The organism is Microcystis sp. M015S2 (genome assembly GCF_020245945.1).
GTDB lineage: Bacteria > Cyanobacteriota > Cyanobacteriia > Cyanobacteriales > Microcystaceae > Microcystis.
On sequence record NZ_JADBTX010000008.1, the window covers coordinates 21,738 to 36,594 of the forward strand.

Sequence of the window (14,857 nt, forward strand, 5' to 3'; positions counted from 1 at the left end):
TTCAGTTCACTGATGGCCTTTCGGTTCCTGCTTATGCAATGGACGGGGTTATAAGGGATGATTTAGCGATCACCCGATCGAACCGGACCTAGTAACGAAGAACCTGACTGATTACTGTTTGCTGAACCATCCCCCAAAACCCAATTTCCCCAAATTTCCCCAAATTAATATAATTAACTGCAGGCTTTCTCTTAACCTGATTTTTTCGATGATTCCTTTAACTCTTAATCTCTTGCAAGGTTCCGTTACTTTTCGTTTCAGTCCCAGTGCTGCTCTGGATTTGCAAAGGGAAATTAACATTTTACTCGATCGCCTGAAAGCGATCGCCAGTAATGCCTCTAGTGGGGGTAAACCCCAACCCCAAAAACCGCTGGAATATCAGCACACTGGTGATGTGTTTCTGGAAGTGTTTTGTAATCCCAATATTTATCCGAATCCTTTTTCGGCTAAAGTTTTGTTAACGGTTCGTGACGATCGCCTACGCTTAACCACAGAAGCGGAATTAACCCGTGTGATCGAAGATTTAGAGCGTTATCTCGACCAAAATAGTTAGAATCGGGGGATTTTTGGGTTTTCGACCTTTCCTTGTCGTCCCACCTCTCCCCATCTGACTATTCTTCTCTAGCTTGCCATGTTACCGACCGATTTATTGATTTCCCGTCAAAATGGCGAGACAATTATTCCCAAACGCTTACCGATCGCTCCTGATTATCTGGCGCTCGCTCAAGAACAAATCAGCTGTTTTCAGGAAAGTATCGGTGCAACTAAGGGGGAATTAAGCCAAAAACTCCTAATCTTGGAGGGAGACAGTCCCGATTATAAAATTAAACGGGGATTTGCTCACCTATTAACCAATCATTTTGCCACCTTTGAGATTATTAGTCCCTTAGAACCGCAGGAATTAAGAAAAAGAGTTTTTGAACAAGCGGCTAACTTTGTTCCTATTCCCCAAAATCGATCGCTAATTCTGGAGAAAATTGCCCAGCAACTCAGCCAAGAATTAAATCAAGAAATTTTTCCAGTGGCTCTAGAAAAAGGACTCTATGCTGATTTAGCGGAGAATAAAATTCTCACTCAATTTGATGCTCCCACCCCCGAAAACTTAATCCATCGTTTTAACCTCTCGCAAATTCAAGGTATTTTTTATCGGGCCAGTTATTTAATCATCAACGTCCACCGCAACGATCCGGGGGAATATAAATATCTCTTTCGCTATCTAAAACTATTTCGTTTAATGACTTATATCGAAGGGGATGCCGACACGGGATTTACTATTACTATCGATGGTCCCACCAGTTTATTTAAAGCTAATAGTCGTTATGGCATTGAAATCGCTAAATTAATTCCTGCCTTACTCCATGTTACTCACTGGAATCTGAAGGCACAATTACAGTATAAAGATTCCTATACAGGAACTATTAAAAAACAACAGTTCAATCTAGAGGATAACTGTGGTCTGGTGTCCCATTATTCTCCGGGTAAACCCTACGATAGTATGTTAGAGGAATCTTTCGCTAAACGTTGGTTACAGTTAAAAACTGAATGGCAACTAGAAAGGGAAGTGGATTTAGTGCCTTTACCCGGAGGAGTGATGATTCCCGATTTCCGTTTAGTGCATCCCGATGGTCGCGTTTTTCTCCTGGAAATTGTTGGTTATTGGCGACCAGAATACCTACAAAAGAAATTTTTACAGGTTAAATCGGCCCAAGCAAACAATCTAATTTTAGCCGTATCGGAACGGTTAAATCTCGAAAAAGCTGGAGTTAAATTTCAAAATCTACCCGCTCAGGTTATCTGGTTTAAAGATAAATTATCACCCCAAGCAGTGTTAGAAGTTTTAAGTTAAAGGGTTAGGGAGATGGAAGCTAAAAGCGGAAGTATGGTTTGATACTCCCGCTTTGGTTTAATCAGACTAGGTTAACCTTTTTGCTCAAGACCAGACAATGAGTGCTACATCATTGAGCAATGGTAGGATTGATGGACACTTTCACCACTTTATTTTTTTCTTCTTCCGCTTTCGGGAGGGTGAGATTGAGAATGCCATCTTTGTATTCAGCGGTCACGTTATTGTTATCAACCTGAACCGGTAGAGGAACAACCCGATGGAATTTACCATAACGGAATTCAGTGCGGGTAAATCCTTCTTCTTCGGTTTTAATTTCCGATTTTCTTTCACCATTAATGGTCAGACTATCGGCTGTTACTTCCACGTTGAGGTCTTTGGCTTCCATACCAGGTATTTCCAGTTTAAGCTGAACTGCCTCTGGCGTTTCGGTAATTTCCGCCGCTGGGATGAAGGATAACCCCATTTTTTCGCCATTGCCTACATCAGTCGGCACAAGACGGTCAAACAAGCGATTCATTTCTTTCTGTAGGCTTTCTACTTCTCTGAAAGGTTCCCAACGTATAAGTGCCATATAAGTCACCTCCGAAGTTTTCTTAACGCTAGAGATGTTGGTTTATCTCTACACTTTTAGGATAGATAAAAGATTCTCTTACCGGGGTAGGGTTTTCGGTATTGAGTTTTTCCAGATTCCCGTACTATCTCCTATACTAGGGTCTGCTGAAAAAGTTTTTCCTGGTGTGGGGTGTGGGGTGTGGGGTGTGGGGTGTTTTCTCAGTGAACTGATAACTGATAACTGATAACTGATAACTGACTCCACCAAGAGACTTTTTCAGTAAACCCTAATTATCTACTGATGAATAATTAAACTTTCTAAACTGGTTTGTAAATCTTGGGTTAATTGTGCTACGGCCGAGCGTCGATCGCTTTTATAATCGGCATAGCGCTCGGATACAGAAATAGGCTTACCGATAGTTATTATCGCTTTTTGTTGACCAATTTGGGGACGAAAAAAGGGATTACCTCCCTTAATTCTTGTTACTAAATCCCAGAGTAATAAAATTGTCTCAGCAAATCTTTCTACGGTGGGTTTTTCTTTGACATAATAACCAGTTACTGAGACGAAACTTTCGACAATTCTCATGTGCCACATTTTTAAATTAGCTTCATCGGCCAGGCGATCAGCTAATCCTAATTCAAGGGGAGAAATAGAATGAGTGGGTTTTAATTCTTCCCGATAAATGCGTTCCCATCCTGCTTGTTCTAAACGACGACAGCGATCAATTACATTACCATTAGGAGAAAGATTAAAATACTTTTCTACGGTTTGTAAGGCCACATCTAATAAATTGGCTAAACGTTTGGCTAGGGTTTCATTTGGATCATCACCATTGGCAGGTACTACAGGCAAAGATTGATAGTAGAAATCTCGATAAAAATCCTCCATTAAGGATAATAATCTTTCTCCTAACCGAAAAAGACGCTCGTATAAAACCTTTTCTTCTCGGGATGAATTCGGGGTGGGTTCTAAACCGCTATCGTTTTCTAAATTAGTTAAAATTTGCTCGATTTCTTGCCACGCTGGAGTCAGATAAAAATACTGAATACCAATGGGTAAAATAATTACTTCTTGCTGTTGTTTAGCTTTTCTGACATCATCCACCCCCCAAAAAGCCAATTGAGAAATACCCGGTTCAATCGCACTCACAAGCTCATTATGTCCGTTAGTTGCCCCTTCCGGAGCGGCGGCTAACGGATAATCTCCTTCTAATAATAAACGACGAGCCGAACGCAATCCGATTAAATCAGCTTTTCCCCGTTGAATTGGTGTGCCACCTAACTTAGAATATAACCATCCTACCCTTTCTCCCGCCCATAAAGGAATCCCTCGATCGTACATAAAATGAGCGTGAATTGGAGTGTTTAATTTTATTCCTAACTCTTGGGCTTTTTTGGGTACTAATTTCCACAAAAGATAGGCCATACAGTAGGGATCGTTAATACTGGGATGACGAAAGGCAAGCAGTAAACGGACTTTTTTCTCTTGACTTTTTTGATAAAATGTGATTAAAGTTTCTAGATTGGCGGCGGAAATTTCTCTTAAGTTGGTTTGAGTTTGTAACCAGAGAGGTAAAAAGATTTGACATCCCTTTAAAAGTAAGAGATTAAGGTCAGGGGGGATAAATTCGAGGGGGGGTTGCGCGCCCAAAGATAAATTAGACATATAAGTAATATAAGTATAAGTAGTCGTGCCAAATAAATTTCCTAGTTGAGACTCCGAGACAGGTATCAGTTATCAGATTTGAGTTTTCAGTTCACTGTTTATTGTTTACTGTTTAAGGAAGAATAAAAGGAAAATCTGATCAATAATTACCCACCGGCCAAAAGGTAATCACAGCAGCAAACAGGTGTCGAGCTAGATTTCAAATAGACTGGGATTGCAGGCTCCCTCAACCGTGAAAGGAGAAATTAACCGACTTTGAGCGAGGAGGAACACCAGTAGTTTACCTCCTCACCTAAACAAATACATCTATACTATAGATCTATCCCCATTTCTCGCAAACGAGCCGCCAGCCGTTGAGAACGCTGTCTTTCCGCTTCCAGAGCTTGCTGAGTAGCATTTAATTGCTCTTGTGCGGCAGCCGCTTGCTCTTGTGCGGCAGCCGCTTGCTCCTGTGCTGCGGCCGCTTGCTCTTGTGCGGCAGCCGCTTGCTCCTGTGCCGCTTCTTCTGGTAAGGGGATTAAATTGCCTTCCGGGTCATAAAATCTCACCCAAATTGCCGTTTCTCGGTCAATAGTCCCCTCCCAAGTTCCCAACCAATAGCCTAAAGTTTCGCACCATAACCAGCCGCGCTCGTTTCGTTCTAAAGAATGGTAGCGTTGGTCGGCCCCTAAATGCCATCCTTGTAAAGAATTGCCATCGAAAGGATCGTAGATGAAATAATCTGGCGTGCGGAAGGTTCCCTCATAAATGGCTTTTTTTCGCACTTTATCGGTTCTGGCGGTACTAGGAGAGGTTAATTCTACGATAAAGTCGGGATAACGTCCCTCTTCTTCCCAAATTACCCAACCCTGTCGCTCTCTGCTGCCATCGACATTGAGGACAGCGAAGAAATCGGGCCCGCGAAAATCGCGATTTTTCGCCTGTTCGCGGCTGAAATAAATAAACATATTGCCACCGGTGTAGAAGTCGTCTCGCTCGCCGTAACCTTGCTGTAGGGAGCGAATCAAGACATTCATGGCAATGCGGTGTCGGTTGCTTTCCAAGGGTTCACCATCATCAAAAATTAAGTCTGTGGGGGGTGGGGGGGGTTCCCAGAAGTCCTCGAAATCTTCTTCTATCAGTGCCGGAGAGGTGGCAGTTTCGTCGCTTTTGGCAATCGTCATTTTTTCGGCCTCTCTAGGTGGGAGTATCCATATTTTTGCTGATTATTGATCCTATGTTACATCAGAATTTAGCAGTGAGGAGATAGATTTTAGGAGTTGAGAAAATTATCTTCGGTTAACAATGATCAAAACTTTTCTTCTGGGTGCGTTACATTGGGCTAACAGACCCGAATAATATCCCTAAGCTAACCAAAAAACTTGGCTTTATCTTTAACTAATTTTGTCCCGATTCCGGCGGCAATGACTTCGGAGAGAATGCTAATTAAACGATAGATAGCAACGGTGACAAGTACGTTAGCGGCGGGAAATTTTTCTGTGTCTAAAAGTGCGATTACTGTAGCTTCAAACACTCCTAATCCTCCCGGCGCTCCAGGGACAACTAAACCCAATAACCAAGCAAAACTAAAGGTTCCTAAGAGGGGTAAAATCTGAGCGGGGGTAATCATTTTTAATACCATCCAAGCTAAAATAAAACCCGCACCGCGCCACAATAAAAATCCAGTTTCACCCAGGAGAGGTACAAGAGGATATTTAGTTAGATAAACAGGTTCTTGAGCAATCTTTTTCTTTTGGCTAAGGATTTTGAGAGGATAATTTAAAAAATTGGGATGAATGCCGATTAAAATTAATCCTAAAACTAATATCTGTATCCCTAGACTTGAGCTAGACTTCATCCAACCTAAACCACTAGCAATTACTGCTATGGCTAAGGCTGCACATACCAGTAATAAAAGTTCTAATAAAACGCTTAAACTAGCGGTTCCCCAATCACTTCCTGCTTTATTAATTGCCACGATACGAGCATAAAAGTGACCGATATTACCAGGTAGATATTTTCCTAAATTGGTAATCATATAGATGCCAATTCCTGTGGAGGTTTTAATCGGTTGTTGATAGCTTTTGAGTATCCATGTCCACACCCATCCTGCCCAAATTTGAGCGATAATGGTGGTTACAAGTGCCAAGAAAAGAAATAACCAGCCATGATTTTCAATTCTAACTGAGGTAACGTTATCCCAGTTATTTTTAAGGTTACTGAGAACAAAAAATAAGGTTCCCCCAATAATTAGCCAACGTAGAAACTTTTTCAGCATTTCGTTTTTTCCTTTATTCATTTTCTGGGGGGAACCAATCGAGAGCGAGCAGATTTTCTAAACTGTAGGGACATTCCCCAGAAAAACTAACTTGATTATCGGTTTTTTCTCTAACATAATTTAAGGCTTTCTGGTAAATACGAGGTAATTCTTGATTGAGATAATTGCGGAGATTAGTAGTTAAATAAGTGTCGATCTGGTTTTTGAAATTGACGATTTCTGAACGCCAATGGCAACGATTATATGTTCTTTCATATTGCCAAAATTGTAATAATAAACAATGTCTAATAATTTGCTCTAATAAACTAGCAACACGAAACTTTTTTTCGTTTCCCAAGTCTTCTAACTCCTCGATTAAATTGTCTAAATCTAAAGCGTCAAATTTTTTAGCCTTGAGCAGTTCTATAGTTTCTTCCAACCAGAGGGAATCATCAATCTCGTAGAGAGTTTTTAAGTCGGGAATAACAGTCATTATCATCTCCTTTATTCGTATGGTGGTAGCCAATTGTGATCGAGAAGTTCTTCTAAACTGTAGGGACAAGTATCGGGAAAGTTGACTTGATTTTTAGTCTTTTTCCGCACAAAGAAAACTGCATCTTCATAAATGTTAGTTAATTCATTTTGTAAATAATTACGGAGATTAGTGGTTAAGGGTCTTTTTAGCTGAATTTGAAAGTTGACTATTTCTAACTCCCAGTGATCCTGATTATATGCTCTTTCCTCTGTACAAAACTGTAGGAGTAAAAAATGTCTAATAATTTGCTCTAATAAACTAGCAACACGAAACTTTTTCTCGCTGCCCAAGTCTTCTAATTCCTCGATTAAGTTTTCTAAATCTAAAGCGTCAAATCTCTTCGCTTTTAAGAGTTCGATAGTTGCTTCTAACCAGAGAGAATCATCAATTTCATAGAGAATTTTTAAGTCGGGAATAACAGTCATTATCATCTCCTTTATTCGTAAGATGGTAGCCAATTGGGATCGAGCAGTTCTTCTAAACTGTAGGGACAAGTATTGGGAAAGTGGACTTGATTGTTAGTCTTTTTTCTCGCATAACGGAGTGCCTTCTGATAAATATTATCAAATTCCTGTTCTAAATATTTCCGTAAACTTGCCGTTAGGTAGGTATTTAATTGATCTTGAAAATTTACCAGTTCTGACTCCCAATGACCTCGATTATATTCTCTTTCCCTTGTCCAAAATTGCAGTAACAAAGCATGACGAATAATTTGCTGTAAAAAACTAGCAACACGAAACTTTTTTTCGTTTCCCAAGTCTTCTAACTCCTCGATTAAATTCTCTAAATCTAAAGTGTCAAATCTTCTCGCTTTCAAGAGTTCGATGGTTGCTTCTAACCAGAGAGAATCATCAATCTCATAGAGAGTTTTTAAGTCGGGAATAACAGTCATTTTTTATCTCCTTGATTGTCGAATGGTAGCCAATTAGGATCGAGAAGTTCTTCTAAACTGTAGGGACAAATATCAGGAAAGTTGACTTTATTATCGGTTTTTTGACGAACATATCGCACGGACTCAAAGTAAATTTGCTCAAATTCCTGTTCTAGATATTTACGAAGATTTGTGGTTAAATAACGTTTTAGTTGATCTTTAAAACTAACTATCTCTGCTTGCCAATGAGCTTGATTATATTCTTTTTCCCTTGTCCAAAATTGTAATAATAAACAATGTCTAATAATTTGCTGTAAAAAACTAGCAACACGAAACTTCTTCTCGTTACTCAAGTCTTCTAATTCCTCGATTAAGTTTTCTAAATCTAAAGCGTCAAATCTTTTCGCTTTTAAGAGTTCGATAGTTTCTTCTAACCAGAGAGAATCATCAATTTCGTAGAGAGTTTTTAAGTCGGGAATAACAGTCATTTTTTATCTCCCCTAGAATGGGCAATAGTGACCAGTTAAACCGATCACTAAAGCTTTTTTCCTGTTTATATACTAGATAATTTTAGCGGAGCGCAGACCGAAAAAGAGACCGAGGGCAATTCCGGTAAAAACGATCAGATAACCCGCCAAAGCAGCAACAGCTAACACAGACATGGTGAAAATCTCCCAAGTAATTTAATCTTTTTTAGCATTGTACCGTTATTCTTGCCCTTCCCCTTCCTCGTCTTCCATATCTTCCCCAAAGCGCTGCTGGGGGGGAATTGCGGCGACAATTGCCTCGATTACCTTGCCGACTGGAACAATTTCTAAGCCCACATCTTCGGGATAAACTTGACCTCTAGGGACAATTGCCCGTTTAAAGCCCAATTTAGCCGCTTCTTTTAATCTTAGTTCCATTTGCGACACTAAGCGCACTTGTCCGCCTAATCCCACTTCCCCGATTAAGACTGTGCGCGGATCCACGACTCGATCGCGAAAACTGGCGACAACAGCGATCGCAACTCCCAGATCCGCCGCCGGTTCTTCCACTCCCAACCCTCCTGCGGAGGCAACATAGGCATCTAATTTCGATAAAGGAATGCCGACGCGCTTTTCTAAAACGGCGAGAATTTGCTGTAATCGGTTGTATTCTATGCCCGTGGTCGATCTTCGCGGGGAAGCATAGCTGGTAGGGCTAACTAATGCCTGTAACTCCACCACAATCGGGCGTGTACCTTCACAGGCTACCACCGTCGCCGTACCAGGGGAAAATTCGTCGCGATTGCCTAAAAATAATTCTGAGGGGTTTTCCACTTCCACCAAACCGTGGTCCACCATCTCGAAAATACCGATCTCATGGGTTGCCCCAAAACGGTTTTTCACGGATCTTAAGAGACGATGGGAGGCATAGCGATCGCCTTCAAAATATAACACCGTATCGACCAAATGTTCCAAAACTCGCGGACCGGCGATCGCCCCTTCTTTAGTCACATGACCGACAATCAATAAAGTAATATTCTCCCGTTTTGCCACCTGCATCAAGGCGGAGGTACATTCGCGAACTTGGGCGACAGATCCCGGTGCAGAAGTTAACGCCCCAAAATAAAGAGTTTGAATACTGTCAATTACCGCCACCTGTGGGCGTAGAGATTCTAATTCTCGCAAAATTTCCTCTAAATCGGTTTCTGGCAGAACGTAGAGATGATTATCGAGTTCTGAGGTTGATTCAGAGGCTTTTTTCTCCTTGCCATTGCCATTATTTTCCGACTCCACGGCAACCACTCCCACCCCCAAACGGGCAGCCCGCAGTTTAATCTGTTGTCCCGATTCTTCGGCGGAAACGTAGAGGATGCGCGGTAATCTTTGGGCGAGTTGGTTGGTAACTTGCAGTAAAAGCGTCGATTTGCCGATGCCCGGATCGCCGCCAATTAGTACAAGAGAACCGGGGACAATGCCACCACCGAGAACGCGATCGAATTCCCCGTAACCAGAGGGAAAACGTTCCTGTTCATACTGGGTAATTTCCGAGAAGCGAACCGAGATGCGCGGTTGCGGGTTGCGTTGTCCTTTGCCGTTATTTGGGCGACTATTTTGCCATCCTGGGCGATTTACCGCCGGATTATTGCCACCAGCCGTCACTTGTTCTTCTAGCGTCCCGTAGGTGTCACAACTGGGGCATTTTCCCAACCATTGGGGAGATTCCGCCCCACAAGCGCTACAGATATATATTGTTCGCGATTTCGCCATGTTTTTTAAGAAAAGTTGAAGAAAAGCGGTTTGGGGATCAATTCTCTTGTCAAATTTAATTAAGTATGATATGGGGGAAGGAAGACCATAAAGTTATTGATAATTGCCATAAAAGAAATAAAATAGGAAATTTAGGCTTAATGATAACGGCAAAAGGATATTCTATAAACAGGAACGCTCGTTATTTAACTTTAAAATTCATCACACTATTTAACTAAGGAGTGTTAATTCAGTTGGAGAACCAGAAGGAAAAAATTCTCGTTGTTGATGATGAAGCCAGCATCCGTCGTATCTTAGAGACTCGTTTGTCGATGATTGGTTATGAAGTCGTCACCGCCGCCGACGGCGAGGAAGCTTTAGAAACCTTCCGCACCGCCGAACCCGATTTAGTGGTTTTGGATGTGATGATGCCGAAATTAGACGGTTACGGTGTCTGTCAGGAACTCCGCAAAGAATCGGATATTCCTATCATTATGTTAACGGCTTTAGGGGATGTGGCCGATCGAATTACCGGGCTAGAATTGGGCGCCGATGACTATGTAGTTAAACCTTTTTCTCCCAAAGAACTCGAGGCGCGGATTCGTTCGGTGTTGCGTCGGGTAGAGAAAAATGGCGCCCCGGGGATTCCCAGCTCCGGTGTGATTCATATCGGTTCCATTAAAATCGATACCAATAAACGCCAAGTTTATAAGGGGGATGAACGCATCCGTCTGACCGGTATGGAATTTAGTTTACTAGAATTATTGGTCAGTCGCTCGGGAGAAGCTTTTTCGCGCTCGGAAATCCTTCAGGAAGTTTGGGGTTATACCCCCGAACGTCATGTGGATACGCGGGTGGTAGATGTGCATATTTCCCGTTTACGAGCCAAATTAGAGGATGATCCCAGCAATCCTGAGTTAATTCTCACCGCTAGAGGTACAGGCTATCTTTTTCAACGTATTCTAGAACCAGACGAGGAATAGTTCTCAGCTATGGTACAAGCTGATCCCAATCGTATTTTAAGACTGTTACCCCTGTTCGCCGGCATCGTCGGGGGTACGGTATTAATGTTTAATCGTTTTGCCACTGCCGATTTAACCCCATCGCAAGCGCGTTCCGATGTGATGGGAGTGATTTTGAGTGGGGTTTTAATTTTGGTGGGTTTAATCTGGCAAAGAGTTCAACCCCGCTTACCGGATGCTGTGGAATTAATCGGGCGCGAAGGTCTGGAATTTGCCCCAGATTTGCCAGAACCGGTTAAAATTGAGCTTGCCTGGGCTTCCCATTTACTTTTAACTAACACCGTGACAAAATCTCTGATCGTTTATTATCGGGGACAAGTTTTATTACGTCGCGGTATCTTAAGCCAGAATTCTGAAGTTAAAGTTAGTAATATTATCAAAAGAGTTTTAGAAACCGGTAAAGCAGTTTATTTAGTTAATTTAAATTTATATCCCGCTAAAATCGAGTTTGACTATTTGCCAGAAAACACCCAAGGCTTAATCTGTCAACCCATCGGTAAGGAAGGGGTGTTAATTTTGGCGGCAAATGCGCCGCGCAGTTATACTAAACAAGATGAAATTTGGATCGAGGGAATTGCTGATAAATTAGCCAACACTTTCAGTCAGTTTTAGACGATTTCAGTAAGATTTAAGAATTTGGTTAAGATGAGAGTAAGCAATTAGCGATCAAATTGTAGCTCAGGATTTTAACCGATGACTCAAACTGGTGAAACCGTTACCTATTCCCTTGAATCCGTCCTGACAAGGATCGAGAGTAAAATCGATACTCTCCAAAGAGATGTGGATAAAAAAATAGATTACTTCCAGAGAGATGTGGATCAAAAATTTGGCACTCTCCAAAAAGATGTTAATGATTTAAAGGTGGAAACCGCAGTAATAAAAGGAGAGATTAAAACTCTCGCTCGGAAAGTCGAAGGGATGGATAAACGACTGGAAAAAGTCGAAGATAGTTATGCAATCCTAGTTAGGGTTTGCTGAAAAAATCAGAGTCGACGGGAGACAGCTATCAGTTATCAGATGTTATTTTTCAGTTCACTGTTTACTGTTTACTGATCACTGAAAAGCTCCCCACCTCCCAATTCATAATTTAGAATTTATAATTCCCACTTCCCACTTCCCCACCCAATCTAGGGAAATTACACTTTCACCACGTTGCTAAAAGAGATTTTCAGGTAATCATCTTCCATCTTTGCTCCGGAAGGTTTCAGGGCTGCCAAAGCTTGGGGTAAGACTAAATTACGACGGTGATTACCAATGCGAATATTTAACTCGTCTCCAGTTTTATTTAGTTGTATTTGTTCCTTGGGTATACCTGGTAAATATAATTCCAGACTGTAATTATTTTCCTGTTGAACTACCCGAATGGTGTTTTCTTGGTAATAAACCTTAGTCGGATCTTCGTCGGCAAAAAGAGTTTCTTTCAGTCTTTCCAAAGCGGGTAAACCACACATTTCTTCGGAGTAGAGAGGAACTTCCTTAACCGGTAAAGGATGAAAATTATCGTAAATTTCCTGTTTATAAACCTGTTGATTTTCTTTCCAACGGGCAAAGAAAGGATCGGTTACTTTGTCGGGAATAATCCGATTAGCAATAATCAAATCGGTGGAAACATTATAGAGACTTAGATAGGCATGGGCGCGTAAAGACTCCTTAATCACCATTTTTTCGGGGTTTGTCACCAAACGTACCGAGGTTTGAGTATTATCGGTCAAAACCTTTTCTAAAGCCTCGATCTGCTCGTAAAACTCATAGGGAGCGTCCATAACTTCCTTGTCTGGTAGGGAAAAACCGGCGATCGGTCGAAATAAAGGTTCTACCAGTGGTCGCAATGCCATCGACATTCCCTGTAACGGTTTGTAAAATCTTCTCATGTACCAACCGCCCACTTCTGGCAAACTCAGCAATCGTAAAGCTGTACCCGTGGGTGCGGAATCGATAATCAACACATCATAAGTACCTTCATCGTAGTGGCGCTTCATGCGAACTAAACCGAAAATCTCATCCATTCCGGGTAAAATCGCTAATTCTTCCGCTTGCACTCCATCTAAACCCCTAGCTTGCAATACCTGGGTAATGTAACGTTTTACTGCGCCCCAGTTGCCTTCTAACTCCATTAGTGCGTCTAATTCTGCCCCCCAAAGATGGGGGCGTACCAAACGAGGATCATGACCTAATTCGAGATCGAAACTGTCAGCGAGAGAGTGAGCGGGATCGGTGCTAAGAACTAGGGTTTTATAGCCAAGTTCGGCGCAGCGGAGTCCTGTAGCGGCGGCGACGGAGGTTTTACCCACGCCTCCTTTACCGGTCATGAGAATTACACGCATGGGGGCTGATTCTAAGAAAATTTACATTACTTATTCTCATTATGACGGGAAAGTTAACAAATTGAGGACAAGAATCAGCATTCTTGGCTAGAAAATTCCACTCCCCGACCATCAACCCGGGGAATTAGGCTCTGTTCAAAAAATTGCTGACAGCGATTTTCGGCATCAGCGACGAGAACTTTGGCAAAATGACCCTTTTCGAGAACTTCTTGCCTTGGACGTTGTTCGTAGGCATAGATAATCAAAATATCTCCGGGTTGACAGAGCAGAGCCGCACCGCCGTTGGGGCAAATTTCCCCGGTTTGGCCGGGAAAAACGTAGGTAGAAAAGCGCTTACCATTGCTAAGATTGACCACATCCACCTCTTCAAGGGGCAAAATACCGACCCGCTCGATCAATTCTCGATCGATAGTGATACTGCCGACATAATCGACGTTAGCCTCGCTGACGCGCACTCGATGGAGTTTGGCGTGCATTAATCGAATTGTTCCCATGTATTTTGTCCTATTTCCCCCAATTACTTCAATTATTATGCTCTCCCAGTGGGAATGTTTACTAAAAAATCTCGGTCAATGGCAAGGTTCTTTTACCCGTCTGTCTCCCCAGGGCGATTTGATCGAAGATACCCCGACTTTGGTATCTTTGCAAGGCATTAATAATAATCGATCGATTCTTCAATTGGTCCGCCGTCTCTACAGCGATCGAGTGCCGGAAGATTTAATTTTAGAGTATAGTTCTCTCCATCAGGGTATTCTATTTAGCCAGACGGGAGCTTTTTGCCAAGGTTCTTTATATTTTAGTAGTTTTTCCTCACAATTCGGAGCAGAATTTGGGTTAATCTCTGGGGAAAGACGATTAAGAATCGTACAGTTATTTAATGAGCGCTGTGAGTTTGATCGCTTGACTTTAATTCGGGAAAAGTTGGCCGATTCTAGCTCCCCAGAAAGACCGATGTTAACGGTGGAGCAATTACTCGGTCAATGGCGGGGAGAAGCAGTGACAACGGGACGGGATTTTTATAATTCTGCTGCCTATTCTACCCATGTATTGATCGAGCGTCAGGGGGATAATTATCTCTCGCAAACTTTGACTTTTGGTGATAATCAAATTACTTCTAGCGCTCGTATCGAGGGACAAAGATTGTTGTTTGAAAATGGTCCGCTGCCGATTCAAATACTGCTGCTGCCCGATGGGTCTTCCTGTAATACACCTCTGAAAATTACTGCCGGTTATCCTTTTGTTTTAGAGGTGGGTTGGTTACTTTCTCCTACTCAAAGACAGCGCCTAATTCGTTCTTATAACGAGAAGGGAGAATGGACGGGTATTACTCTGGTGACGGAGGAAAAGGTGAATTGAGATCTTAGGAGTGTTTTCAGTTATCAGTAATAAGATAACTGCTAAGTAGGTAGGTATTGAAAACTTTCAGATCCCCCCGCCTATCGGCACCCCCCTTAATAAGCTGTCCTTTAGTCACATCTTTCTTAACATTTCAAACCTTTGTAGCACAAGGCTTTCAAGACTCGGTTAACAATTTGTAATATTCCTTGTTGACACCCTTACTGACAAAGAAAAAACTGAAATCAAGTCAG

18 protein-coding genes are annotated in these 14,857 nt (G+C 42.0%); 6 read left to right on the forward strand and 12 right to left on the reverse strand.

What is annotated here, in order from left to right; translation table 11 throughout:
• The first annotated feature begins 208 nt into the window (after positions 1–208).
• Both IM473_RS01480 and IM473_RS01485 read left to right on the forward strand, forming a co-directional pair.
• Positions 209–553 carry a hypothetical protein gene (locus IM473_RS01480; RefSeq protein WP_159248844.1) on the forward strand — a complete coding sequence of 115 codons (345 nt, stop codon included), beginning with the start codon at positions 209–211 and terminating at the stop codon, positions 551–553.
• Between the two features lie 78 nt (positions 554–631).
• Positions 632–1,846 (forward strand): DUF790 family protein, encoded by a 1,215-nt coding sequence (locus IM473_RS01485; RefSeq protein WP_287659895.1) that lies wholly within the window; start codon positions 632–634, stop codon positions 1,844–1,846.
• A gap of 109 nt (positions 1,847–1,955) precedes the next feature.
• Here the strand turns inward: IM473_RS01485 and IM473_RS01490 are convergent, their stop codons facing one another.
• The 10 genes from IM473_RS01490 to radA all read right to left on the reverse strand — a co-directional run bounded on the left by IM473_RS01490 (position 1,956) and on the right by radA (position 9,943).
• Positions 1,956–2,417, reverse strand: a complete 462-nt coding sequence (locus IM473_RS01490) for an Hsp20/alpha crystallin family protein (RefSeq protein WP_287659896.1) — start codon at positions 2,415–2,417, stop codon at positions 1,956–1,958.
• 276 nt (positions 2,418–2,693) lie between these two features.
• The gene (locus IM473_RS01495; protein ID WP_287659897.1) at positions 2,694–4,067 is read right to left on the reverse strand and encodes a 1-acyl-sn-glycerol-3-phosphate acyltransferase; all 1,374 of its coding nucleotides are present in this window, start codon (positions 4,065–4,067) and stop codon (positions 2,694–2,696) included.
• Between the two features lie 311 nt (positions 4,068–4,378).
• Complete coding sequence (locus IM473_RS01500; RefSeq protein ID WP_287659898.1) at positions 4,379–5,230, reverse strand: Uma2 family endonuclease; 852 nt, start codon at positions 5,228–5,230, stop codon at positions 4,379–4,381.
• Between the two features lie 185 nt (positions 5,231–5,415).
• Positions 5,416–6,345, reverse strand: coding sequence for a lysylphosphatidylglycerol synthase transmembrane domain-containing protein (locus tag IM473_RS01505; RefSeq protein ID WP_287659899.1), 930 nt, complete (start codon positions 6,343–6,345; stop codon positions 5,416–5,418).
• A complete protein-coding gene (locus tag IM473_RS01510) occupies positions 6,338–6,796 on the reverse strand; it encodes a DUF29 domain-containing protein (protein ID WP_287659900.1) in 459 nt (152 codons plus the stop codon). Before IM473_RS01510 ends, IM473_RS01505 begins: the two co-directional genes overlap by 8 nt.
• A gap of 11 nt (positions 6,797–6,807) precedes the next feature.
• Positions 6,808–7,263: a DUF29 domain-containing protein gene (locus IM473_RS01515; RefSeq protein WP_287659901.1), complete on the reverse strand. Its 456-nt coding sequence runs from the start codon at positions 7,261–7,263 to the stop codon at positions 6,808–6,810.
• 11 nt (positions 7,264–7,274) lie between these two features.
• Positions 7,275–7,730: a DUF29 domain-containing protein gene (locus IM473_RS01520; RefSeq protein WP_287659902.1), complete on the reverse strand. Its 456-nt coding sequence runs from the start codon at positions 7,728–7,730 to the stop codon at positions 7,275–7,277.
• The gene (locus IM473_RS01525) at positions 7,727–8,197 is read right to left on the reverse strand and encodes a DUF29 domain-containing protein (RefSeq protein ID WP_287659903.1); all 471 of its coding nucleotides are present in this window, start codon (positions 8,195–8,197) and stop codon (positions 7,727–7,729) included. Before IM473_RS01525 ends, IM473_RS01520 begins: the two co-directional genes overlap by 4 nt.
• A 72-nt stretch (positions 8,198–8,269) precedes the next feature.
• Positions 8,270–8,371, reverse strand: a complete 102-nt coding sequence (petL, locus tag IM473_RS01530) for a cytochrome b6-f complex subunit PetL (protein WP_002752397.1) — start codon at positions 8,369–8,371, stop codon at positions 8,270–8,272.
• Positions 8,372–8,416: 45 nt separating this feature from the next.
• The gene (radA, locus tag IM473_RS01535) at positions 8,417–9,943 is read right to left on the reverse strand and encodes a DNA repair protein RadA (protein ID WP_287659904.1); all 1,527 of its coding nucleotides are present in this window, start codon (positions 9,941–9,943) and stop codon (positions 8,417–8,419) included.
• 233 nt (positions 9,944–10,176) lie between these two features.
• On the opposite strand from radA, the gene rpaB reads away from it, so the two are divergent.
• The 3 genes from rpaB (at position 10,177) to IM473_RS01550 (ending at position 11,922) form a co-directional block, all read left to right on the forward strand.
• Complete coding sequence (rpaB, locus tag IM473_RS01540; protein ID WP_002781934.1) at positions 10,177–10,905, forward strand: response regulator transcription factor RpaB; 729 nt, start codon at positions 10,177–10,179, stop codon at positions 10,903–10,905.
• Positions 10,906–10,914: 9 nt separating this feature from the next.
• On the forward strand, positions 10,915–11,556 hold the full coding sequence (locus IM473_RS01545; RefSeq protein ID WP_287659905.1) for a cofactor assembly of complex C subunit B: 642 nt from the start codon (positions 10,915–10,917) through the stop codon (positions 11,554–11,556).
• Between the two features lie 81 nt (positions 11,557–11,637).
• Positions 11,638–11,922: a hypothetical protein gene (locus tag IM473_RS01550; protein WP_287659906.1), complete on the forward strand. Its 285-nt coding sequence runs from the start codon at positions 11,638–11,640 to the stop codon at positions 11,920–11,922.
• Between the two features lie 158 nt (positions 11,923–12,080).
• Here the strand turns inward: IM473_RS01550 and IM473_RS01555 are convergent, their stop codons facing one another.
• Both IM473_RS01555 and panD read right to left on the reverse strand, forming a co-directional pair.
• The gene (locus IM473_RS01555; protein ID WP_002804104.1) at positions 12,081–13,268 is read right to left on the reverse strand and encodes a TRC40/GET3/ArsA family transport-energizing ATPase; all 1,188 of its coding nucleotides are present in this window, start codon (positions 13,266–13,268) and stop codon (positions 12,081–12,083) included.
• A 74-nt stretch (positions 13,269–13,342) separates the two neighbouring features.
• Positions 13,343–13,762: an aspartate 1-decarboxylase gene (panD, locus tag IM473_RS01560; RefSeq protein WP_002804106.1), complete on the reverse strand. Its 420-nt coding sequence runs from the start codon at positions 13,760–13,762 to the stop codon at positions 13,343–13,345.
• Positions 13,763–13,799: 37 nt separating this feature from the next.
• On the opposite strand from panD, the gene IM473_RS01565 reads away from it, so the two are divergent.
• Positions 13,800–14,624 (forward strand): DUF3598 family protein, encoded by an 825-nt coding sequence (locus tag IM473_RS01565; protein WP_287659907.1) that lies wholly within the window; start codon positions 13,800–13,802, stop codon positions 14,622–14,624.
• Positions 14,625–14,857: the final 233 nt, after the last annotated feature.